We start from the raw sequence: 22,926 nt of genomic DNA, 5'->3' as shown, positions 1-22,926 counted from the left end.
GAAGCAATTGTTCTTCGAGCTTCCGACCAACATCGTCAGTTGCCATGCTATCTGCACTCGGTGACGATTTCCCTCGGAATTGCCTACTCCCTCGAATGAGACAGAACTGGAGTTTCGGTTCGCGCGCGCATATCGCGTTGTAAAATAAAGGAAAGATGGCGCACCCGACACGATTCGAACGTGTGACCTTTGCCTTCGGAGGGCAACGCTCTATCCAGCTGAGCTACGGGTGCAACAGGGCTTCATTTAGCCGATTGGCCGGGCAGGGGCAACGGCCCTGCGGGATTCGTTTTTGGAGTGTGTCAGGCACCTGCGCCGTCCCCGAAACGTTGCCGGTAGGCGCGGACATAGGCCTGCTCCGCCGGCTTGAGGTGACGCCTTGTCAGCATGATCAACTCGTCGCGGCGGGAATGCCGAAGGGCCTCGATCATGGCAATGTGATCCTGGCGGGCCTCATTCAGCGCGCCCGGGTTGGCGTAGGCATAGGAGCGGATGCCCGAAACCTTTTGCGCCAGATTTTCGATAGTCTCGATCAAGCAGTTGTTGCCGCATAGCCCGAACAGGGCGCGGTGGAATTGCACATTGCTGTGGAACACCGCCAGGAGGTCGCCGGCATCCACGGCCTTGCCGTGCTCGCGCTGCACGGCTTCCAGCCGGACGATATCGGCGGGCGCGACGGGAAACGGTAGAATCCGCACCGCCATCACCTCGAGTTCCTCGCGAACATTGTAGATGTCGCTCACCTCACGCGGCTTCAGATCGCGCACGATCGCGCCGCGGTTCGGAATGCGCTCGACGATGCCCCGCTTTTCCAGCTCGAACAGTGCCAGGCGGATGTCGCCGCGATGGGTGTCGAAGGCCGCGCACAGATCCTGCTCAACCAGACGCTCGCGCGGATGCCGCCTGCCAAGCACGACATCTTCCTCGAGCTTTCTGGCGATCAGATGCGCGATCGGCTCGCGCTCATGCGTCGCCGCCGGCGGCAAGACAGCCCCGGAAGTTTTCGCAATGTCGCCGCGAGGGGGCGGCCTTTTGAAGGTTTTGGCAGTGGCCATGGCGCCAATGTGCCATCGGCCGAAACAGTATACAATCTAAAATACTATCTTGTTAACAGAGTGGCTTCGGTCATAATGACCTGCCGCGGCCTGTCAGGGCGAGCGGCGGCAATCAGCCCGCAAAAGCGGCGAAGCAGGGGAGGAATTCAATGTCCGTTTCACGGTATCTGCCGTTCGTTCGCGGCATTCTGCTGGGCGTTGCCATTGCGATGGTGTCGTCGCCAGCGTCGGCGCAAAAGCGCGAATTCTCGTTCGCCTACGACCAGCCGAAGAACAGCGGCTACGGCATCGGCGCCGAAATGTTCAACAGGAAGCTGATGGAGCTCAGCAAGGGCACGCTCTCGATCAATCAATATCCCGGCGCCCAGCTCGGTACCGAGGCGCAGACCCTGCAAAAAGTCCAAACCGGCGACATCGATTTCGTGATGCTGTCGACCGCCAATGCCTCGACCGCGCAGCCGGAGTCGGGCGTGTTCTCGCTTCACTATATCTTCCGCGATGAAGCGCACGCCATCAAGGTGCTCGGCGATCCCGCCGTCATCGCGGCGATGAAGGAATTATACGCGGCCAAGATGAAGGGTGCCCACATGCTGGGGCTCGGCTCGCAGGGCCTGCGGCACATGTACGGCAAGAAGCCGGTGCAGGCGGTCGCCGACCTCAAGGGCGTCAAGGTTCGGGTGCAGGCGACCGTGACCGAAGATACGCTTTTCCCGGCCTATGGCGCCCAGGTCGTGCACATGCCGTTCGGCGAAGTCTACACCTCGCTGCAGACCGGCGTCGTCGACATGGCCGAAAACGGCATCAACAACTATCTCGTCAACAAGCACTACGAACCCGCCCCGGTGCTCTCGCTCACCGAGCACGAAGCGAACAATGCCGCTCTGTTCGTCAGCGACAAGGTATGGAGCAGTCTCACCGACGAGCAGAAGAAATGGGTGCAGGCGGCCGCCGACGAGGTCAGCAAGAACGAGCCGGCCCAGGCCTTCAAGCTCGAACACGAGGCGCAGGCGAAGCTCGAAAAAATCGGCGTCAAGGTCGTCAAGAGCGTCGACAAGAGCGGCTTCATGGCGATCAGCAAGCCGATCCAGGACAAGCTGGCGGCCGATCTCGGACCGAACGCCGTCAAGGTCCTCGGCATGGTGCGCAACGTCCAATAGCTGGCGGTTGATGGGCGGGCAGCCCGGCGGTTGCCCGCAGCGCCAGTGCCTTGCGGATCAGAGACTCGACATGCCCGGATTCAATAGCCTCGTCCTGGAGGAGCAGCGTCACCTGAAGTGGCGCGCGCTCGACTGGCTCGAGCAGGTTCTGATGATTCTCTGCGGCGTCGCCATCACCGGGTTCTCCGTCCTGGTGATGTGCGACATCGTTACCCGCACCATCGGTCATCCCTGGCTCTGGCTCCAGGAGGCGACGATGACATTCTTCATCTATGGCATCTTCATCGGCGTGGGCGCGGCGACGCGGCGCAACGATCATCTCTATCTTGCCGTGCTGGCGGAATCGCTCACCGGCAACACGCGGCTGTTCTTCGAGACGTTCAACCGGCTGGTGGTGCTCGGCGTCGCGCTCTGCATGGTCTATTTCGGCTATTTGAATTTTCTGGACGGCTTCAAAAGCTTGCGCATGCCGTCAATGACGCCATTGGCCAGCCTGTACGCAGCCATTCCGCTCTGCGGTGTGCTGATCGCCCTTTTCACCATCGAGCAGATCGCCAACGGCTGGAAGAACGGCTTCGGCGGCTCATCGGATGCCGACGAGAAGAGGAAAGCGCTGTGACGACCAGTGGCGGGCTCATCTTCCTGATGGGATTTCTCTTTCTGTTTCTCGGCTACATGGGCGTGCCGGTGGCCTTTGCCTTGATTGCGTCTGTGCTGGTGGTGACGGCGTTCACGCCGGTCAGCCTCGCCTCGATGATGGCGCAGCTCTTCAACGGAATGGACACCGAGGCCCTGCTCGCGGTGCCTTTCTTCCTGCTCGTCGGCGACCTCATGACCTCGGCAAACGTCACCGCCCGCATGATTGCGCTGTCGCAAACACTGGTCGGACATTTGCGCGGCGGTCTGGCGCAGGTGGTGACGATCTTCAGCATGTTCTTCGCGGGCATCTCCGGCTCGTCCGCCGCCGACGTCGCCATCCTGTCGCGAACGCTGGCGCCCGAAATGAAGCGGGAAGGCTATGATCTCGCCTTCACGGCGGCGCTGATCGCCTCCGCCTCGACGATGGCCAATCTCATCCCGCCCAGCATCATGGCCGTGGTGTATGGCGCGACCGGCAATGTCTCGATCGGCGGCTTGTTCCTCGCTGGCGTGGCGCCTGGCGTATTCGTCGGCATCGGACTGATGATCTACAGTCACTTCTTCGGGCCCGTCGGCATCAAGCGCGAGCGCGCGACATTTGGCATGGTCGCGACTGCCACGAAGGAGGCGGCCGTGCCGCTGATGATCCCGTTCATCATCATGGGCGGCATCCTCACCGGCCAATTCACGCCGACCGAGGCGGGCATCATTGCCGTGGCCTATATCGTATTCGTGGCGATCCCGTTGCTCAATCGCCGGCATTACCGGCACTTGCCGCGCGACATGGCGCTGACCGGACTGCTTTATTCGATCCCACTCATCACCATCGGCGCCGCATCGGTATTCGGCTGGATGCTGGCCTATCTACGGGGGCCTGCCGTGGTGTCAGGCTGGATATCGTCGGCGGCTGGCGGCGATCCCTTCCTGATCATGCTGTTGCTGGTCCTCTTGTTCGTCGTGGTCGGGGACTTCATCGACGCGATCCCTGCGATCATCATTTTCATGCCCATCATCGACGATCTGACCAAGAACGCCGATATCAATCCGGTGCACATGGGCGTCGTCATCATCGTTACGCTGGCGTTCGGGTTGATCACGCCGCCTTACGGGCTTGCGCTGCTGATGGCATCGAAATTCGTCGGGGTGCGCTTCGGCCGGGCGATGCTGGCGTCGCTCCCCATCTACATCGTGTTCCTCGCCGCGATCGCGTTCTGCATCTTCTTTCCCGAAGTCGTGCTGTGGCTGCCCAAGCACCTGCTTCCGGAATCGGTCGGCTGCTTCAAGAATCCGAGCGGTGCGGGCTATATCTGTCCCTGAGACGACCGATGTGCCCGCAACAATGGTCATTCAGCCGGCAGGCCGGCCGGAGCGCCCCCCAATGGGCAGGGACACGGTTCGCGCCTTCCGCCAAAATTCTGATCCGTTCCGGCGAATTGGTGCTAGTCTTGACGCGTTGATCTTCTACCATGGATGGGGACGTCCGATGTATAAGAAGGTTCTTCTCGCCTATGACGGTTCGGTCGAGGGGCGGCGCGCGTTGCGGGAGGGCGCAAAGCTCGCACAACTCTGCCGTTCCGAGGTCTTTTTGCTCGCCGTCGTCGAGGTCTCCTCGATCATGACGCCCGAGGCCGGGCTTACGATCCCGATCGAGCTGCAGACCGAGGATTACAAGGCCATCCTGAACGAAGGCGCCGAGCGGCTGAAGGCGCTGGGATTTTCGCCGACCGTGCGGCTCGAGGTCGGCGATGCCGGGCAGAAAATTGCCGAGGTCGCCGAAGAAATCGGCGCGCATCTCGTCGTGGTCGGGCATCGCCCGCAGGGGACGCTGGCACGCTGGTTCGGCTCGATCGGCAGCTATCTGGTCAAGCGCCTGCGCTGCAGTGTGCTGGTGGCCCAGACCGAGATCAGCGACGCCGAATTCGAGCGGTTGAAACCGGCGGAAACGGTGGCCTCGGGATAGCCGTAAGGCTGCGCCGAACTTAGTTCGCGGGAACGATGATCTTGCCGATCGGCCACAGCGCGATCCCGGCAAGTTTTAAGTGTGCCCAGGCAAAGGGAACGCCGATGATGGTTACGGCCAGCAGCACGGCCGTGACGACATGGCCGAGCGCCAGCCACCATCCCGCCAGCACCAGCCAGATGATGTTGCCGATCACCCCGAGCGGGCCGGTGCCGATATCTTCCTGGCCCGTATAGGCGTCGCGCGAGACCGCCGTGAAGCCGAACGGGAACAAGGTGTAGGCCGCGATATTGAACGCGGCCCGCGCCCAGGGAATGCCAATGAGCGTGATCGCCATGACGACGGACGCGACCAGCCAGCCGAACGCCATCCACGCGCCGCCGAGCACGACCCAGATCACATTGAGGAGCAGTGAGACCGGTGACATGGCTGCTATCCCTGTGTTGACGCAATGCTGACGAAACCGCGCTGCGGGCGAACCCGATTGCCCCAGGCCCGGCAGACGCTAGACTGATTCCCACGACGATCAAGCAACAAGCGCGCCAAAGAGCACGTCAAGGGAGAAGCGTTCATGCGTCCGCTCGAATTCGGCTGGTATCTGCCCACGCATGGCGACACCACGGCCTATGGCCTGATGGAAGCGCAGATTCCGGGGTCTCCTGAACTGTGCGACCGCGTGGTGCGGGCGGCGGAGACGGCTGGCTTCGAATATCTCCTGATCCCGGTCGGTTCCGTGTGCTGGGAAGCCTGGATCACAGGTGCGTTCATGGCGGCGCGTTCGTCGTCGATCAAGCCGCTGATCGCGGCGCGGCCTAGGTACATCAATCCGGTGCTGCTGGCGAAGATGATCTCGACCTTCGACCAAATGTCGGGCGGGCGGATCTGCATCAATCTGATCGCCGGTCAGAACGAAGCGAGGTCGAGGGCGAGGGCGTCCGTTATCCGAAGGAAGCGCGCTACGAATTGATGGAAGAGGAAGTCTCGATCCTGAAGGCACTTTGGACGACGCGCGGGCCGGTGAATTTCGAAGGCAAGTTTCACAAACTGTCTGGCGCGCACATCCGCCCGCGCCCGCACCAGCAGCCGTTTCCAAAGTTCTATCTCGGCGGCGGCTCGCGCCAGGCCTGGGAATTGTCGGCCAAACATTCCGACGTGCATTTGTTCTGGGGCGATCTGCCGGAAAAGATCGCCTCGAATATCGCCGAGATCAGGGAGATGGCGCGCGCGCATGGCCGCGAGAACGACATCGGCTTCGGCATGCGCCTTCAAGTGATCTGCCGCGAGAACGAGGCGGACGCCTGGGGGGCCGCCGATCATCTGGTACGGCATGCGACCGAGCGGCAGAAGCAGGAAATGAAAACGCTTTACAACAAATCGGAAGCGAACCAGCGCGTACAGCAGCTCGCCCGTGAGCATGGCGATCTCCTGCTGCCGCATCTGTGGACCGGCATCACAAAAGTCCGCCCCGGCGCCGGCATTGCCGTAGTCGGCAATCCCGTCCAGTGCGCCGACACGCTGCAGCAATTCATCGACGCCGGCTGCCACTCGTTCTGCCTGTCCGGCTATCTGCATGACGAGGAAGCCGAGCGTTTTGGCCGGCTGATCCGGCCCATTCTCGCTGAGAACAATCGCGGCCGGTGGGTGGCGTAGCGCGGACGGCGGATGCCGGCCGTCATGCTGCAGTGCAGCCGAATGCCCGATGACGCCGGGCGCATTGCTGCGCTGCGCCGAGGCACACTCTTTATATCGCTATATCGCTCGCGGTGGTGTGTGGGCGGCGCTAAAGTCGGGCCGCGAATTCAACTGGGTACCGCCAAATGAGTGGATCGAGCTCGGTACTTGCGTGGAACTCCGCGTTGGAGGAATTCGCGCTGTTTCGAACACTCAGTTCCGAACAGCGGCTAAAAGCCCTCAACGCCATGGTCCGCCAGGATCTGGTGCGCGGGCAAATGCTGGTCGCGCAAGGCGGGCCGTCGGACTCGCTCTTCCTGGTGCTGCACGGCGCGCTGGCGGTGCGCAAGACCGGCTATCTCGAACCGATTGCCGAGCTGCGCGCTGGCGAACTGGTCGGCGAAATCGGCTTCTTCGCCGATGTCCCGCGCACCGCTGATGTGATCGCCATCCGCGACACCAGCGTGCTGGCGTTGACGCGTCCGGCCTATCAGAAGCTCGTCGAAGAAGCCCCCGCCATCGTGGAGGCGCTGCTCGCGGCGCTGGCGCGGCGGTTCGCCAAGGAGACCGCGCGCATCACGCCGTTCCCCACTTCGCCGAAAGCGCGAACGGTGGCGCTGATCGACGGCGGATTGGAGCCTCTGCCGGAAACCTTCGATCGCCGGATGCGCGAGGGGCTGGCTGCGACCCATGCCGAGATCGTCGATGCTGCGCGTTTGCATGCGATGTTTCCCGGGCGCGCGCTCGATGCGCATGAAGTCACCGAATGGCTCAACAGGCTCGAACACGCCGCGCCGCTGGTGGTCTATCTCGGCGGCCGCGAGGCTCAGCCCTGGGCGCGCAAGGCGATCCGTCAGGCCGACATGGTCGTGTTCGCCTGTCGCGGCGATGCGCCCGCGGCCCCATTGACGGAAATCGAGGCTTTCGCCTGCGAGGTTCATTCGATTTCGGCCCGCCGTCTCGTCCGCATCCATGACCGGCGAAGCGGCGAGGTCTCCGGCACCGCGGCATGGCTCGCCCGGCTGCCGGCCTTCATGCACCATCATGTCGCGCTCGAAGACCAAATCGATATCGACAGCCTGATTCGTTTTCTATGCGGCCGCGCCGTCGGCTTCGTCGCTGCCGGCGGCGGCAGTTTTGGAACCGCGCATGTCGGAATCTACAAGGCCTTTCGCGAGCGCGGCGCGATGTTCGACATCTTCGTCGGCACCAGCGTCGGCTCGGCCATGGTCGCCGGTTTTGCCAAAAATCTCGAAGCCGAGCATCTCGAGCGCGGCACGCATGAAATCTTCGTCAGGAGCCGAAGCTTTCGGCGGCCGACCTGGCCGCGCTACGCGCTGTTGGATCACAAGGCGTTCGATCGGGCGCTCGCCAATCAATACGGCGCTGACTGCCGGATCGAGGATTGCTGGCGGCCGTTCGCGGCCATCGCTACCAATCTTTCGACGCACAATCTCGAACTGATCCGCACCGGGCCGCTTTGGCAGGCGGTCCGCGCATCGAGCGCGATACCCGGGCTGTTGCCGCCGTTCTACACGGCTGAGGGCGCGATGCTGGTCGATGGATGTCTGATCGACAATGTGCCGGTGGCATCGATGCACCAGCTCAAGAGTGGCCCCAACCTGGTCGTGCATTTCGGCGAACCGGCGGCGGAGATGTTCGATGTCGATTATGCCTCGCTACCGGGACGGCTGGAATTGATCGCCGCGATGCTGACGCCGTTCCGTAAAAAACTGCTTCCGGCGGCGCCGAGCGCGGTGAACGTTTTGTGGCGAAGCCTGGTGGCGCACCAGCGCTACGATACGTTGCCGGTCGGGCCGTTCGATACGGTGATGCGGCCGCCGCTTCCGCTCGATATCGATGTGACGGATTTCGATCGCCACACGGAAATCTTCGAAGCTTCCTACCTCTGGGCCAAGGGGGCCATCGCGGCGCTGGAAGCGGGAGGCAGTTCGGCCATCTCAGCCATTCTCGACGCCGGCGCGCTGGAGCGGCGTCAGGCGACGGCTGTCGCGGCCTCCAATCGCCCACCCAGCAATCGTCTCGCCTCGGCCGCCGGCTTCGGCGCGCTGAACAGATAGCCCTGCATCTGGGTGCAGCCGAGCTGGCGCAGCAGCTCGCGCTGCTGTTCGGTCTCGACACCTTCCGCCGTCGTGCTCATGTTGCGGGCGGCTGCAATGTTCACCACTGCCTGCACGATCGCCGCCGAGCCGTCGACCTCGATGTCGCTGACGAAGCAGCGGTCGATCTTGATCTTGTCGAACGGGAATCGTTTCAGATAGCTCAGCGAGGAGAAGCCGGTGCCGAAATCGTCGAGCGCGATGCGCACGCCGATGGCGCGAAGCTGATGCAGGATGGCGAGAGCCGATTCGTCGTCATGGATCAGCACCGCCTCGGTGATTTCGATCTCGAGCCGGTCGGGCGGCAGGCCGGAGGCGGCCAGCGCGCCGGTGATCCGCAGCGCCAGCGTCGGCGACTTCAACTGGATCGGAGAAACGTTGACGGCGAGCCGAACCCGAGACGGCCAGCTAGCCGCCTCGGTGCAGGCGGTCTGCATGACCCAATCGCCGAGTTCGTTAATCAGGCCGGTGTCTTCGGCAATCGGAATGAATTCGGCCGGAGAGACCATGCCGCGTTCGGGATGCCGCCAACGCAACAGTGCCTCGCAGCCCGTCACCTCACCGCTCGTGAGATCCAGCAGCGGCTGGTAGTGAATTTCGAAGCCGCCGTCGGCCAATGCCTGTCGCAGATCCTGCTCCATGGTGAGCCGTGCCTGGGCGCGCGCATCCATCGCTGGCTCGAAGAAGCGATGGGTGCGGCGTCCCTCGGCCTTGGCGGCGTACATGGCAAGGTCGGCGTGCTTGATCAACTGGTCGAGTTCGATGCCGTCCTCCGGCGCGAGCGCGATGCCGATGCTCGCATCAGTCGAGAGATGATGGCCGAGGCACCGATAGGGCTGCCGTATTGCCTCGTAAACGCGGGCCACGAATTCCTCAACCTCCGTGCGGCCGCCGATCGCGGTCTGGATCACTGCGAATTCGTCGCCGCCGAGACGGGCAATTAGATCGCCGGGCTTGATGCAATCCTTGAGGCAGGCTGCGATCGCCTTCAGTAGTTCGTCGCCGACATGGTGTCCGAGCGAGTCGTTGATGCCCTTGAACTCGTCGATGTCGATATAGAGCAGTGCGAATCGGTCTCCGCCTGCGGCCTTGCGAAGCTCACGCTCGATCTGCTCGCGGAACAGCACCCGGTTCGGAAGGTCGGTCAGCGCGTCGTAATGCGCCAGATGCGCGATCTTCTCGTTGGCAAGCCGGCGCTCGGTAACGTCGTCGACAACGTTGATGATGTAATGCGCCTGGCCCGCCGAGTTGCGGATTCCGAGCCGTTTGGAGGTGACGTAGCGCGGGCCCATCCCCTGGGTTTCCCAGACATGCTCGTCCTTGAACAGGCCGTCGGGAGATTGCAGCGTTTTCTCTTCGTCGGCCGCGATGATCTCGGCGGCGGCCTGCGGAAAGATGTCGGAGGCCGTCCTGCCGATGATCAGGTCGCGCGAGATGCCGAACTGGGCTTCCGCCACGCGGTTGACCAGCAGATAGCGCCGGTCGTGCACGTCCTTCACGGTGATCTGGGAGGGGATGTGATCGATGATCTGGCTCAGGAAGGCGTAGTTGCGGTCGCGCTCCTGCTCGAGGTTGCGCCGCTCGGTGATGTCTTCCATGGTGGCGATCCACCCGCCATCCGCCAGCGGCTTTCTCACCGTCAAGAATGTGCGCCCGTCGGCGCATTGGATGACGCTGTGACCCGCCTGGCCGCGCGCGATGTTCTGCACGACCGAATCGCAGAATTCATCGACGTCGCCATCGAACGAGCCGCGATCCTTGCGATGCTGCATCAGGTCGCGAAGATGACAACCGGGCTTGACCACGTCGGCCGACAGATTGTGCATGTCGATGTAGCGCTGGTTGAAGGTGACGAGGCGAGCCGAGGCGTCGAACGTCGCCAGACCCTGAATCATGTTGTTCAGGGCGGTATCGAGCCGGCCCCGCTCCGTTTCCAGCCGCTGCTGCGCTTCGCGGCTCTGCCGGGTGATCTGGCGGATGATCAGGAACAGGATCAGGGCGATCACCACAGCGGACAGCGTTGCCGCGATGAGCAGGAATCTGGTTTGCTCCTGCCAGTCGGCGAGTGCGGCGGCAACCGTGTTGGTCGCGACCACCACGCCCGAGTAGTGCGCGAGTGGAGCCGCAGATCCCAGCCTGGCAGTCTGGTCGATCGGACTTTGCACGCGCAGCGTCTGCGCGCTGCCGCTTTCCCGCACGCGCTGCAGCAGCGGCGCGTTCGAAAAATTCTGACCGATCAGTGCGTCAACACGCGGATAGCGGGCCAGCAAGGTGCCGTCGGCATGAAACATCGAAATAGCGGCGCCGGTTCCGAGCGCGACGGAAGCGAAGAATTTTTCGTAGTTGGCAGGGTTGATGCGCCGCGTCATCACGCCGAGGAAGATGCCGTCTTCGCCCTTCAATCGATGAGCAATGACGGAATTCAGGTTGCCCGTCAGATAGCCGCGAACCGACTCGGCTAGAATGGAAGGTGATCGCGAATCGAACTTGAAGCTCTTGAAGTAGGCCCGCTCGGAAATGTTGAGCTTGGGCGCCGGCAGCGGCCGCGACCAGTTGATCATGTCTCCATTGGAATCGAAGATCGAGATGTCGCCGAGATAGGACAAGACGCCCGCCTTCGATCTCAGGACTTCGTGCGCTTCTGCGCTCGCGACGCGTTGCCGGAATTCCTTCTCCGAGCCGATGCCGGAAATCTGCAGCCGGGAGATCACGTCGTCGGCGAGCGTGTCGGAGTCCTCGAACTGCTGGTCGAAATGGCGGGTGAGCAGAAGAACGGTGTTCTCCAGCTCGCGCTCGCTGTTGACGAGCGCGCGCTCACGGAAATCGCCGGCCATCATGATGGTACCGACGAAAATCGCTGCGACCAGCAAGCCGCCGCAAAGGGTCAGCCACAACACCGGGCCCCGGATCGTTGCGGCAAGGTGCCGTCCGGCGGCCGCGGTCCGGGCCTTCATGCCTCGCAGGTGGTGAAACAGGTCGCGCATTCTCCCTTCTCCCCGGGAATATGCATACGATGCGCGCATGTCATAAGCCGTTAGGAAATCCGGTTACCTAAGCCTTAATCGAGGGTCCTTCGGGGCAATCGCCAAGTCTAACGGCGATAGCCACCGGCTCGTGAATAGGTGGGGCGGTTTGCCTGTGCCGGCCGGCTAGTCTGGCTGGCGCGCGCCTCGCTGGCGCGCGGGGTCGTCAGTTTGAGGTCTTCCAGGAAGATCGGCTTTGAAAAATAGTAACCTTGGGCGTAGCGGATCTTGGTCGCTGCTTGCAGGTAGGCCAGTTCCTCGAAAGTTTCGATGCCTTCGGCGATCACGGTCATCCCGAGCGCTTCGCTCAGGGATTCGATTGCCCGCAAGATGCCCTGGCTGCGCGGACGCTTATGGATATCGGTGATGAAGGAGCGGTCGATCTTGATCTCGTCGGCGGTAATGTCGGCCAACGCCGACAGCGACGAATAGCCGATGCCGAAATCGTCGATCGAGATCTTGACGCCGAGCTTGCGGAAGATCGGCAGGATCTCGTCCTGGAAATGCGTCTTGGTGACGAAGGCGTCTTCCGTCACCTCGATCATGAAGCGCTTTGGAAATCCGGTGGCTTCGATCGCCTGGGCGAACGGGCGCATGAATTCGAGATTGCCGGCCTGTTTGGCCGCGACGTTCATGCTGATCGTGGTGTCCGGGCCGAAGTTTTCGTTGATCAGGTCGATCGATTTGACGATCTCGGCCAGCACCAGGTGAGTCAATTCGTCGATCAGGCCGAGTTCGGTGGCAAGATTGATGAAGGTGCTGGGGGCTTGAATCACCCCCTCGTCGTCGCGCAGTCGCACCAGCGCCTCGACGCCCATGAGCTCCTGGGTCCGGATATCGACCTTGGGCTGGAACGCACAGCAGAAGCGCTTTTCCAGGATCGCCACCCGCAGCGCCTGCTCGACCTTCATCCGCGCCAGCGCTTCGCGTTCCATGCTGGCGTCGAAGAACGCGGCGGCGCCCTTGCTGCCGTTCTTGACGCGGTACATCGCGATATCGGCGTTTTGACGCAACTCTTCATAGCTGCGTCCGTGCTCGGGGTAGAGGCTGACGCCGATCGAGGTGGAGGCGAAGATTTCAGACTGGTCGATGAAGAACGGCGCCTTCAGTCGCTGCAGAATGAAGCGGATGAATTCGGCGACCTCGCTCTCGCTCTGGACCGGGTTGAGCAGCAGCACGAACTCGTCGCCGCTGATCCGCGACAGAATGTCGGTGTCGCGCAAATCAAGTCCCACCCGCTTGGCGATCTCCGCCAGCAGCCCGTCGCCGACCGAATGTCCGTAGTAGTCGTTGATGTGCTTGAAATTATCGACGTCGAGGAAGGCCAACGCGAAAAGGCCCTGTCCGTTGTCGTACTTCAAGAGACTGTTGACGCGATGTTCGATCACGCGCCGCGTCGGCAGCCCGGTCAACTCGTCGTAGTAGGCGGAGCGGAACAGATGCTCCTCGAACGCCTTCTGTTCGGAAATGTCGGTCGAGCTCGAGATCAGTAGATTGCGCTCGGCGATCCGAACCGGCCGGTGGGATGTCAGGAATACCTGCTTGGCTTTGCCACCGGCAATGGATTCTTCCAGCACCGCCGGGCGGCCGGAACGCAGCAATTCGAGGCAGGTTTCGCGGCGATCGTTCAGGTGCGAGGCCTCCGGCGCGGCGGTGGCCATCTGCAGCGCGGCTGCCGCGGCGTCGTTCACCAGCACGAACTCGCCGTTCTCGTCCTGAACCGTCACGCCGGTCGGAAGCAGCCTGAAGATATCCTTTAGGATATTCAGTTCGGATTCGAATGCGCTTTCGTTGCCGGCCTGCGTAGCCGCCGTCTGAAAGTCGTTCTTGTAGGGACTTTGCATGCCGCGGAGCTTGGCAAAGTCGGTTGTAGTATTGGTTAAGCGCACTTCCGAAAAGCCGCAACAACCGTAGGAGTCGGCGATTTCGAACCGCACCGGGCTCGATCGTCATTAACAGAGTGTCAACGCAATGCGAGAGAGTTCGCGCGTGCCGGCGGCAATCGCCTAGCTCGCCGGGATCTTGCATTGCATCGTGCAATGCACGCCGGTCTTCAGGAAGCTGATCTCGGTCTTGCCGTCGAACGAGCGCAGTGCCGATTGCAACAGTTTGGTGCCGAAGCCCGGCGGGCCGACGCCTTCGATCACGGGGCCTTCGGTTTCATCCCAGGTGAGATTGAGGCGATCGTCCGACACCGACCACGACACCTGCAGCAGTCCGCGGGCCGAAGAAAACGCGCCGTACTTGCCTGCATTGGTGGCCAGCTCGTGGAAGATCAGCGCCAGGCTGACCGCGAGTTTGGCCGGCAGAAACAGCGCATCGCCGTTCAAATTGAACCGGACATGGCCGTAGGGTCCGAGCTCGGAACGCAGCATATCCTTGATGTCACAGCCGCTGCCGTCCAGCCGCGCGATCAAATCGTCGGTCGCCGACAATGCGCGGAGGCGGCGATCGATACTGCCCCAGATCTGCGGCTGGTCCTGCAGGACCTGGTGCAGCACGGCGTGGATCGTCGATGTCTTGTTCTTGAGCCGGTGCTGCAACTCCTCGACCAGGAGCTTGCGATATTCCTCTTCCTGGACCAGGCGTTTGGCGTCTTCCCGCTGTTGCGCGACGATCCTCCGGTAATGGTCGACGCCCCAAATGGCAAAGCCGCAAACTGCCCAGAACATCACGAGCAGCGCAAACCGTGCGGAATCGGCCGTGGCACTGCTGAAATTGACGAAGACGCCGAGCGCGCCTCCCGCGATTGCCGTCGCGATCCCGACCCGGGCGCCGCCGACGGCGGCGGCCAGGAACACGGCTGGAAAATAAGGCGTGAAGAATACGTCCGGACGAATCTGGGCAATGCCCCACCGGGCGATCGTCGACAAGGCAAGACAGCCGGCCGCGAACACGGTGCTGGAAAGCAGGGAGGGCTGGGAGATCCCCTGCCAGCCGTGCCTGAGCTCGTCGATCAATTTCTTCATCGGGGTTGTCACTTCACGTGATCAGCGCATCCAAAATATGGCCGATCATACCGAAAATCGGGGATTTCGTGGCGCGGAAGGCAGCAAGGCCAGCCGAGCGCCGGGCGATTGCGATGGAACAAGCTCGCTTGCCTTGTCCTTGAGAGGCGGGAATATTGGCATCAACGAATTTCGACGGGGGTAACAACATGGGACGGCTGGACGGCAAGGTCGCAGTGATCACCGGCGCGACCAGCGGCATCGGATTGCACACCGCGGAGCTATTCGTCGCCGAGGGCGCAAAAATCGTCATCGCCGGGCGCCGCGCGCCGGAGGGCGAGGCGCTGGCCACGAAGCTCGGCGCCAACTGCATCTTCCGCCAGACCGACGTCACGGTGGAAGAACAGATGAGCGCGCTGATCGGGCTTGGGGTGGAAAAGTTCGGCCGCATCGATTGCCTGTTCAACAATGCCGGCGGCCCGGCGCAGACCGGCGGCATCGAAGGCCTCGAGGTCGAGCGGTTTGACGCCGCGATGGCGACGCTGGTGCGCAGCGTGATGCTCGGCATGAAACATGCGGCGCCGCATATGCGCAAGCAGGGTTCCGGCAGCATCATCAACAACGGCAGCATTGCCGGCCGCCTCGCCGGCTTTTCGTCATCGATGGTCTATAGTGCGGCAAAGGCCGCCGTCATTCATCTCACCAAATGCGTGGCGATGGAGCTCGGCGAAGCCAACATCCGCGTCAATTCGATTTCGCCCGGCGCGATCGCGACCGGCATTTTCGGTAAAGCGCTCGGCCTGTCGGTGGAAGCCGCCGAAAAGACCTCGGCCGTGATGCGCGAGGTCTACAAGGCCGCGCAGCCGATTCCGCGCGCCGGTCTGCCAGAGGATATCGCGCACGCCGCGGTGTTTCTGGCCAGCGACGAATCCTCCTTCATCAACGGCCACGATCTGGTGGTCGACGGCGCCATGACCGGCGGCCGCAATTGGAGCCAGCAGCAGCAGGGCTATGTCACGCTGAGGAAGGCGTTCGATCAGGGGTAGGGTCACGGCTACAAATTGCAAGCGGAGACGCAAATGTCTGCAACATTTCGGCTGTCACAACCAGCCAACTCTCGCCCGTTCTATCTCGCCATCATCGCCGGGCTCGCCTGTGCCTTCGTCATCAGCAAGACGCTGCCGTCGACCATGGACGCGGTGTCAGCGATCATCGAGCCGCTCTGCGCCAACAGTGTGACCGGCTCCACGCAGGATGTCGTCGAGCCGATCAGCTCGCATGCACTGCCGAACGTGCCGGGCAAGCGCGTCACCATCGTGCGCGTATTCTACGGCCCGGGCGGCTTTACGCCTGCGCATCAGCATGCCGGCTCCGTCACCGCCTACGTCACCAAGGGCGAGATCCGCTCGCAGCTTGCCGGCGGCCCGATCGAGACGTTTGGGATAGGTCAGTCGTTCTTCGAGCCGCCTGGCTCAACCCACCTGGTCTCGGCCAATGCCAGCACTACGGAGCCGGCGGAATTGATCGCGGTGTTCGTGGCCGATGAAGGCGCGCAGCTCACGACGCTGGTGAAGTAAGAGCGCACCCCGATCCCAACTCGTCATGCGCGGGCATAGCCGTTCGAAGAACGGCGTCGCTTCCGCTCGCCTATGCCCCGCGCATCCATCGAAAAGAATCAAGCGAAGCGCGATGGATTGCCGGGTCAAGCCCGGCAATGACGGCTAGATCGCCTTCACCACCACCCGCAGCCCGTCCCGCGGCTTCGGGATTGGCCACATCTGCCAGTCCGCCTTGTAACCGGGCTCCAGCGACACTTCGAGATTCTGCAGGAAATGCCGTGCAAAGGTCTTCGCCTGCATGTAGGCGAAGTGCAGGCCGAGGCACATATGCGCCCCGCCGCCGAACGGCACCCAGGCGAAGCGGTGGCGGGTGCGCTGCGCCTCGTCGGAGAAACGCCTCGGATCGAACTTGTCCGGCTCGGGCCAGATCTCCGGCATATGGTGCGTGAACAGCGGATTGACGCCGACCAGCGTGCCGGCGGGAATGTCGTACCCCTTAAACGAAAAGTCGCGCACCGCGCGGCGCGGCATCGACGGCACCGGCGGCTTCAGCCGCAGCGCCTCCTTGAACGCCATTTCCGACAGCGGCATCTTTTCGAGATTGTCGATGCTGGAGGGATCGTTGGCCTCGATGCCGAGGCCTTTGACTTCCTCGCGCAACTGCTGCTGCCATTCGGGGTGGGCGGCAAGCTCGCCGACAAAGGATGTCAGCGACGATGTCAGCGTGTCATGCGCCGCCATCATCAGAAAACTCATGTGGTCGATGATGTCCTGGGTCGACAGCAGCGCACCGTCCTCGTGCGTCGCCTGGCATAGCTGCGAGAATAGGTCATCGCCGCCGCCACGCGCGCGGCGGATCGGAATCTGCTCGGAGAAGTAGGCAACGATCCGCTTGCGGCCCGCAACGCCGCGACCCATCTGCGTGAACGGCAGCGGCCGCCGGATCGGCGCCACGGCGGCGGCCACCATGTCGATGAAGGCGCGGGTGATCTCGTCGACCTCAGGCCCGATATCGGCGCCGAGGAACGACGTCGCCGCCAGATCGAGCGTGAGCTGCTTCATCGCCGGATACACCAGCATCTCGCCTGGCTGCGCCTTCCACTGCTTGACCCGCGCGGCAATGCCGCGGTCGAGATCGACGAGGTAGGACTTCATCGGTCCCGACTTGAACGCGACCGACAGCGCGCGGCGGTGCAGGCGGTGCTCTTCAAAATCCAGCAGCATCAGCCCGCGCGGAAACAACAGGCCGAGGATCGGCCCCCAGCCATGGGTGGAGGAGAACAGGCGCGCCTGGTCGAATAGCACGAGCTCGTTGGCCTCGGGCCCGAGCATCGTCACGCTGGTCTCGCCGAACAGATGGGTACGGTAGATCAGACCGTATTTGGCGGCCGACTTCTCAATCTGTCCCTTGGGGTCGGCCAGCACCGCCAGCGTGTTGCCGATGAACGGCCACCCTTCGTTACCGGGAATGTGCCGCAACGCCTTGGGGTTCGGCGGCACCGGGATATTGACGGGGGAAGCCACACTCTGCATCGACATGGCAATTGCTCCGGTTGAGCTTCGGATTGCGAGTATTATCGCCCGTGTCAGCGGCTTTGTCGCGGCCTTAAATTGTCTCCCGGTATGGCAATAGGGCAAAGCTGCCAACCCCGTCATTGCGAGCGTAGCGAAGCAATCCATGTCCCCCGCTTGTGGCGCTATGGATTGCTTCGCTTCGCTCGCAATGACGGGGACAGATCTCGTTGCCCCTCACAAAGCCCATTACGCCTTGCGCTTCGCCGCTTCCTTCTGCAGGTCGGGCGCATTCACGGCGGGAATCGCGACGCGGCCGGGGCCGGTGTGCTGCAAGGCGGCGGCGGCCTTTTCGTTTTCCATGATCTTGGCCATCACGGCCTGGCCCGCGCGCTCGAACACCGCGCGGTTCTCGACCAGGAATTTCTGCGATTCGCGCAGTTTTGCGACATAGCCGTTGATTTCGGGGATCACGTAGCGCGCGACCATGTCCCAGCTACGCCTTGTGTTTTCCGGATTGGCCCAGTCGTGCACGAAGCCGATGATGGCCCCGACGCCGCCCGAGACCTGCATCAGGTTCTTGATGGTTTTGACCAGATCATCCGGCGTGCCGATGGTGGAGGCGGCATTTTCGCCGCCGGCGGTTTTCTCGATCGCGTCCTCGGGCGAGGTGAACGGCTCCAGCCCCGGCCGCTGCAGCGTGCGCACATTATATTCGTTGTGCCAGCGCATCAGGCCGGCACCGGCCTCGCGCTGCGCCTGTTCGCGCGTCTCGGCGATGTGCCAGCTTAGCAGCACGCGCCAGTCCGAACGGCTTACGGTGGTGCCGGCCTTTCTGGCGGCATCCTCGGCAAAGCCCCATTGCGTCGGCAGCGCCATCAGGCCCTGCGTCGACATCGAGCCGAGCGAGATGATGCCGATGCCGTATTTGCCGGCAAGCGTCATGCCTGACGGTGAAATCTGCGACGCCACCGCGAACGGCATGTCTTCCTGCAGCGGCAGCAATTGCAGCGCCGCGTCCTGCATGGTGAACCAGTCGCTCTTGGCGGTGACGCGCTCGCCCCTAAACAGCCGGCGGATGATCGCGATCGCCTCGTCCTGGCGGTCGCGCTGCGTCATCGGATCGATGCCGAGCGTGTGCGCGTCGGAGGCGAGCGCGCCCGGACCTGAGCCGAAAATGGCGCGGCCGCCGGTCATCCAGTCGAGCTGCACCATGCGCTGCGCGACATTGTAAGGGTGGTGATAGGGCAGCGAGACCACGCCGGTGCCGAGCTTGATGCGCTTGGTGCGCTCGCCGGCAGCGGCCAGAAACATTTCCGGCGAAGCGATCATTTCCCAGCCCGAGGAATGGTGCTCGCCGCACCAGAATTCGTCGAAGCCGAGCGTGTCGATCTGTTCGACAAAGTCGAGGTCGCGACGAAATTGCAGCAACGGATGCTCGCCAATCGGATGATGCGGGGCGAGAAAGGCTCCGAATTTCAGGCGTGCCATGGGTGGTTCTCTCCGGGTCTATTGTTCTTTGGAATTGCTTGGCAGGAAGCCTACGGGGTGGGCCGTAGCAAGGCAACCTCGTCAGCCCGCCGGCAGCGCATGGTTGTCGCGCGTAGCTGGCTGACTTGCCGCCGCCCGGAATTACGCGGGCCTTCCCGGCTGAATTTGAGGAAAGTTACCCGCCAGGTAATCGCCGGGATGATCAGGGCTTGAGATCATCGGGCGCAAGGACCCCGGACAAGGCCGTTCTCATGCATCAGATCGTCTCCAATCCCGTCGATACTTCGCGTCGCTGGCTCGTGCTCGCGACCGTCGTTGCGGCACAGTTCATGTTCGGGGTCGATGCCTTCATCGTCAATGTCGCGATCCCGACCATTGCGGCCGAGCTGCACGCGAGCGCGGCGCAGATCGAGGCGGTCATCGCGATATACCTGATCGCCTATGCCACCCTCGTCATCACCGGCGGAAGGCTCGGCGATATCTACGGCACGCGCAACGTGTTCATCGCAGGCGTCGCGGGCTTCACAATTACCTCGCTGTGGTGCGCGCTGGCGCAATCCGGTTCCGAACTGATCGCCGCGCGCTTGGCGCAGGGCGCGACCGCGGCATTGATGGTGCCGCAGGTGCTCGCCACCATTCACCTCTTGTTCGCGGACGCCTCGCGCGCCCGCGCCTTCGCAATCTACGGCATCGTGCTCGGTTTGGCCGGTGCCGCCGGCTTTCTGCTCGGCGGCGTTCTGGTGGCGCTCGATCTCGCAGGCCTCGGCTGGCGCGCAGTGTTCTTCGTCAACGTGCCCTTTGGCGCTGTCGTCATGGCCGCGGCTTTCAGGATCATGCCGATGGCGCCGCGCCGGGCCGGGACGCGGCTCGATATATCAGGCGCCATCGTCCTGTTTCTCGGGCTGTTGTGCCTGATCGGCCCGCTGCTATTCGGCCATGACCTGCACTGGTCGCTAGCGGTCTGGCTGGCGATGGCGGTGGGTCTTGCCATCATCGCCGCCTTCCTGCGGCTGGAGCGTGCGGTCGCCTGCCGCGGCGGCATGCCGCTGATCGATCTCTCGTTGCTGTCGGATGCCGCGTTCATGCGCGGATTGGCTGCGGTGTTCTCTTTCTTCTTCGCCAACCTGTCGTTCTATCTCGTTATGACAATTTACATGCAGAAGGGACTGCACATTCCGCCGCTGCAGGCTGGCCTCGTCTTCCTGCCGCTGGCGCTGACCTTCGTGATCGCCTCGCGGCATAGTGGAATACGGGCCAAACGTCGGGGCACGCTGGTGTTGATCGAGGGCTGTGCGGTGCAGATTGCGGGCCTTGCGGTCCTGGTGGCAGCGGTCGAATGGATCGAGGCGCCGTCCGCGATCGTACTTGCGCTGGTGCTGACGATTTTCGGTTATGGCCAGGGGCTCGTGATGGCACCGTTGTCGAGCGCCGTGCTCTCGACTGTGAAACCGGCAAGCGCCGGTGCGGGCTCCGGCATGTACGGCACGACCGCGCAAATCGCCAACGCGGCCGGCGTGGCCGCAATCGGCGCGGCCTTCTTCGCGATCGAAGCCGCCCAGTCGGCGCGGCCGGCGCTGCTCGTCGCGTGCGCGCTGTTTGCGTTGTCGATCATCGTCTGCGCCGCATTCCTGACATGGATGCGTCGGATCACAGGATGACAAATTAACGTCAACTGCCAAAATTTGATTGTGGGGAATGACAGTGCACGGCCTTTCTATTTTGCAGTGCAACAACTATCTGTTCTGGGTAGCGTGATTTAAGAACAATCGCCCCAGGAGCCTGTCGTTGTCTCTCGCCAAGAACGTCGAATTCTTGCGCCATTTCCCGAAGCTGAACGGGTTCAATGGCCTGGGAATCTATGGCCGAAGCACGTTGCCCGGGGCCGGCAGTCCGCTCGTCGAAATCAGCGGATTCGGCACCAATCCAGGCGCGCTCAAAATGTTCGCGTTCGTGCCGGAGCAATTGCTGCCCGCACGCGCCCTTGTCGTCGTGCTGCATGGCTGCGGCCAGACCGCGGCCGGTTACGATTTCGGCACCGGCTGGTCGACGCTCGCCAAACGCTACGGGTTTGCGTTGCTCATGCCCGAGCAGCAGGCGTCGAACAACGCCAACACCTGCTTCAACTGGTTCAATCCGGGCGACATCGCGCGCGGCCGCGGCGAGGCCGCTTCGATCCGTCAGATGGTTGCGCGGATGGTCGCCGATCACAAACTCGATTCGCGCCGCATCTTCATCACCGGGCTTTCCGCCGGCGGCGCGATGACCTCGGTGATGTTGGCGACCTATCCGGACGTGTTTGCGGGCGGCGCCATCATCGCCGGTCTGCCCTACGGTATCGCCAGCAATGTCCGCGAAGCGCTCGGCGGCATGATGCAGTCGACATCACGCCCCGCTGGCAAGCTGGGCGATCTCGTGCGCAAGGCCTCCAAGCACAGGGGGCCATGGCCGAAAGTATCGGTATGGCACGGCAGCGCCGACCGCACCGTCAACCCGGGCAACGCCAATGAGATCGTCAAGCAGTGGCTCGACGTCCACGGCCTGCCGGCGGCGCCGATGTCGATGGGAGACGTCGACGGCCATCCGCGCGAGGTCTGGTGGAATGAAGACGGCGAGACCGTCGTGGAGTCCTATACCATCACCGATATGGCCCACGGTACGCCGCTGGGGCTTGCCGGCAATGACGAGCGCTACGGCGCGGAAGGCGCGTTCCTGATCGAGGCGGGAATTTCCTCGTCGTATCACATCGCAAATTTTTTCGGCTTGACCGAGCGCGTCAGTCCGGCCAGCGAAGCGGCGAGGCCAGCGCAGGCGCCAAAGATCGTTCGGTCGGCTGCCACGGAATCCCTGCAGTCGTCCGATATCGCCGCAAGACTCTGGTCGAGGACCCACAAGCCGGTTCGCGAACACAAGCCGGCGCCGCGCGAACCGAAGCGCCGCGGCATCGATGTCGGCAGCGTCATCACCCGCGCGCTGACGGCCGCAGGCTTGATGAAGTAGCCGGACACCACAGCGTCAGCCGGACAATTTCAGCTCACATCGCGTCGGTAAGGAACGGATTGGTCAGCCGCTCCTGACCGAGGCTGGAGCCGGCGCCATGGCCGCAGATGAAGCCGACGTCGTCGCCGAGCGGCAATAGCTTTTCCCTGATCGAATTGATCAGCATGGCGTGGCTGCCGCCGGGCAGGTCGGTGCGCCCGACCGATCCGTTGAACAGCACGTCGCCGACATGGGCGAAGCGCAATTCCTTGTTGAAGAACACGACGCTGCCGGGTGAGTGGCCGGGGCAGTGCAGGATGTCGAAGGTGAGTTCGCCGATCGAGACCTGATCGCCTTCGTCGAGCCAGCGGTCGGGCCCGAAATTGCGCACCCCGGTGATGCCGAAGCGCTCGCCGCTCGAGACGACGTTGTCGAGCAGGAATTTATCGGCGATATGCGGACCCTCGATCTTGACCTGCAGCGCGTCACGCAAATCGGCGGCGCCGCCGACATGATCGATATGGCCGTGCGTCAGCCATATCTTCTCGACCGTGACGCCGGTCTGCTTGATCGCCTCCAGAATTTTGGGAACGTCACCGCCGGGATCGATCACCACGGCCTTCTTGGAAGGCTCGTGCCAGATGATGGTGCAGTTCTGCTCGAACAGCGTCACCGGCACGATCATCGCGCCGGCCTTCGCCTGGTTCTCGGCCTGGGTATCGGTTCTGTTTTCCATCTGGGGAACATATTCATCCCCGGAAGGTCGTCAACACGGGGTTTGCGATCATTTTGTATCCGGCGTGCGATCCACACGG

At 62.8% G+C, this 22,926-nt stretch carries 20 protein-coding genes and 1 tRNA gene; 11 read left to right on the top strand and 10 right to left on the bottom strand.

Annotation, left to right across the window (positions count from 1 at the left end):
* Window positions 1–156 precede the first annotated feature (156 nt).
* Together V1278_RS01975 and V1278_RS01970 are read right to left on the bottom strand one after the other, a co-directional pair.
* Window positions 157–233 (bottom strand) — tRNA-Arg (locus V1278_RS01975).
* A 69-nt stretch (window positions 234–302) separates the two neighbouring features.
* Window positions 303–1,055: a GntR family transcriptional regulator gene (locus V1278_RS01970; protein WP_334365998.1), complete on the bottom strand. Its 753-nt coding sequence runs from the start codon at window positions 1,053–1,055 to the stop codon at window positions 303–305.
* A 149-nt stretch (window positions 1,056–1,204) separates the two neighbouring features.
* On the opposite strand from V1278_RS01970, the gene V1278_RS01965 reads away from it, so the two are divergent.
* From V1278_RS01965 to V1278_RS01950, 4 genes are all read left to right on the top strand, one after another.
* Window positions 1,205–2,212, top strand: a complete 1,008-nt coding sequence (locus tag V1278_RS01965; protein WP_334365999.1) for a TRAP transporter substrate-binding protein — start codon at window positions 1,205–1,207, stop codon at window positions 2,210–2,212.
* Between the two features lie 70 nt (window positions 2,213–2,282).
* Window positions 2,283–2,831 carry a TRAP transporter small permease gene (locus V1278_RS01960; RefSeq protein ID WP_334366000.1) on the top strand — a complete coding sequence of 183 codons (549 nt, stop codon included), beginning with the start codon at window positions 2,283–2,285 and terminating at the stop codon, window positions 2,829–2,831.
* A 26-nt stretch (window positions 2,832–2,857) separates the two neighbouring features.
* Complete coding sequence (locus tag V1278_RS01955) at window positions 2,858–4,168, top strand: TRAP transporter large permease (RefSeq protein ID WP_334369109.1); 1,311 nt, start codon at window positions 2,858–2,860, stop codon at window positions 4,166–4,168.
* A gap of 166 nt (window positions 4,169–4,334) precedes the next feature.
* A complete protein-coding gene (locus V1278_RS01950; RefSeq protein ID WP_334371323.1) occupies window positions 4,335–4,811 on the top strand; it encodes a universal stress protein in 477 nt (158 codons plus the stop codon).
* Between the two features lie 19 nt (window positions 4,812–4,830).
* Here the strand turns inward: V1278_RS01950 and V1278_RS01945 are convergent, their stop codons facing one another.
* Complete coding sequence (locus V1278_RS01945) at window positions 4,831–5,238, bottom strand: YccF domain-containing protein (protein WP_334366002.1); 408 nt, start codon at window positions 5,236–5,238, stop codon at window positions 4,831–4,833.
* A gap of 144 nt (window positions 5,239–5,382) precedes the next feature.
* Here V1278_RS01945 and V1278_RS01940 point away from each other — a divergent pair, with 144 nt between their 5' ends.
* The 3 genes from V1278_RS01940 to V1278_RS01930 all read left to right on the top strand — a co-directional run bounded on the left by V1278_RS01940 (window position 5,383) and on the right by V1278_RS01930 (window position 8,563).
* Window positions 5,383–5,778 (top strand): LLM class flavin-dependent oxidoreductase, encoded by a 396-nt coding sequence (locus V1278_RS01940; protein WP_334379524.1) that lies wholly within the window; start codon window positions 5,383–5,385, stop codon window positions 5,776–5,778.
* On the top strand, window positions 5,778–6,461 hold the full coding sequence (locus V1278_RS01935) for an LLM class flavin-dependent oxidoreductase (protein WP_334379523.1): 684 nt from the start codon (window positions 5,778–5,780) through the stop codon (window positions 6,459–6,461). The genes V1278_RS01940 and V1278_RS01935 overlap by 1 nt, the downstream gene beginning before the upstream one ends.
* Before the next feature lie 167 nt (window positions 6,462–6,628).
* A complete protein-coding gene (locus tag V1278_RS01930; protein ID WP_334366004.1) occupies window positions 6,629–8,563 on the top strand; it encodes a patatin-like phospholipase family protein in 1,935 nt (644 codons plus the stop codon).
* On the opposite strand, the gene V1278_RS01925 is transcribed toward V1278_RS01930, so the two are convergent.
* The 4 genes from V1278_RS01925 to V1278_RS01910 all read right to left on the bottom strand — a co-directional run bounded on the left by V1278_RS01925 (window position 8,479) and on the right by V1278_RS01910 (window position 14,784).
* Window positions 8,479–11,586, bottom strand: coding sequence for a bifunctional diguanylate cyclase/phosphodiesterase (locus V1278_RS01925; protein ID WP_442893694.1), 3,108 nt, complete (start codon window positions 11,584–11,586; stop codon window positions 8,479–8,481). The two genes, V1278_RS01930 and V1278_RS01925, sit on opposite strands and share 85 nt — an antisense overlap.
* A gap of 107 nt (window positions 11,587–11,693) precedes the next feature.
* Complete coding sequence (locus tag V1278_RS01920; RefSeq protein ID WP_334379522.1) at window positions 11,694–13,469, bottom strand: putative bifunctional diguanylate cyclase/phosphodiesterase; 1,776 nt, start codon at window positions 13,467–13,469, stop codon at window positions 11,694–11,696.
* A gap of 162 nt (window positions 13,470–13,631) precedes the next feature.
* Complete coding sequence (locus V1278_RS01915) at window positions 13,632–14,594, bottom strand: sensor histidine kinase (protein WP_334366006.1); 963 nt, start codon at window positions 14,592–14,594, stop codon at window positions 13,632–13,634.
* Window positions 14,595–14,607: 13 nt separating this feature from the next.
* On the bottom strand, window positions 14,608–14,784 hold the full coding sequence (locus V1278_RS01910) for a hypothetical protein (RefSeq protein ID WP_334366007.1): 177 nt from the start codon (window positions 14,782–14,784) through the stop codon (window positions 14,608–14,610).
* Here V1278_RS01910 and V1278_RS01905 point away from each other — a divergent pair.
* Both V1278_RS01905 and V1278_RS01900 read left to right on the top strand, forming a co-directional pair.
* The gene (locus tag V1278_RS01905) at window positions 14,783–15,619 is read left to right on the top strand and encodes an SDR family NAD(P)-dependent oxidoreductase (protein ID WP_334379521.1); all 837 of its coding nucleotides are present in this window, start codon (window positions 14,783–14,785) and stop codon (window positions 15,617–15,619) included. The two genes, V1278_RS01910 and V1278_RS01905, sit on opposite strands and share 2 nt — an antisense overlap.
* Window positions 15,620–15,652: 33 nt before the next feature.
* Entirely contained in the window at window positions 15,653–16,150 is a 498-nt protein-coding gene (locus V1278_RS01900) for a cupin domain-containing protein (RefSeq protein WP_334379520.1), read from the top strand.
* Between the two features lie 144 nt (window positions 16,151–16,294).
* Here V1278_RS01900 and V1278_RS01895 read toward each other — a convergent pair whose 3' ends face one another.
* Window positions 16,295–17,671 carry a cytochrome P450 gene (locus tag V1278_RS01895; RefSeq protein ID WP_334379519.1) on the bottom strand — a complete coding sequence of 459 codons (1,377 nt, stop codon included), beginning with the start codon at window positions 17,669–17,671 and terminating at the stop codon, window positions 16,295–16,297.
* A 222-nt stretch (window positions 17,672–17,893) separates the two neighbouring features.
* The gene (locus V1278_RS01890) at window positions 17,894–19,135 is read right to left on the bottom strand and encodes an LLM class flavin-dependent oxidoreductase (RefSeq protein WP_334379517.1); all 1,242 of its coding nucleotides are present in this window, start codon (window positions 19,133–19,135) and stop codon (window positions 17,894–17,896) included.
* 251 nt (window positions 19,136–19,386) lie between these two features.
* On the opposite strand from V1278_RS01890, the gene V1278_RS01885 reads away from it, so the two are divergent.
* Together V1278_RS01885 and V1278_RS01880 are read left to right on the top strand one after the other, a co-directional pair.
* Window positions 19,387–20,793 (top strand): MFS transporter, encoded by a 1,407-nt coding sequence (locus V1278_RS01885; protein ID WP_334379516.1) that lies wholly within the window; start codon window positions 19,387–19,389, stop codon window positions 20,791–20,793.
* 127 nt (window positions 20,794–20,920) lie between these two features.
* Window positions 20,921–22,132 carry an extracellular catalytic domain type 1 short-chain-length polyhydroxyalkanoate depolymerase gene (locus V1278_RS01880; RefSeq protein ID WP_334366013.1) on the top strand — a complete coding sequence of 404 codons (1,212 nt, stop codon included), beginning with the start codon at window positions 20,921–20,923 and terminating at the stop codon, window positions 22,130–22,132.
* A gap of 34 nt (window positions 22,133–22,166) precedes the next feature.
* Here the strand turns inward: V1278_RS01880 and V1278_RS01875 are convergent, their stop codons facing one another.
* Window positions 22,167–22,847: an MBL fold metallo-hydrolase gene (locus V1278_RS01875; RefSeq protein WP_334379515.1), complete on the bottom strand. Its 681-nt coding sequence runs from the start codon at window positions 22,845–22,847 to the stop codon at window positions 22,167–22,169.
* Between the last annotated feature and the right edge of the window lie 79 nt (window positions 22,848–22,926).

Source organism: Bradyrhizobium sp. AZCC 1577, assembly GCF_036924575.1.
In the GTDB taxonomy this organism is placed as follows: domain Bacteria; phylum Pseudomonadota; class Alphaproteobacteria; order Rhizobiales; family Xanthobacteraceae; genus Bradyrhizobium.
This window is presented reverse-complemented; position numbering and strand designations above follow the sequence as displayed.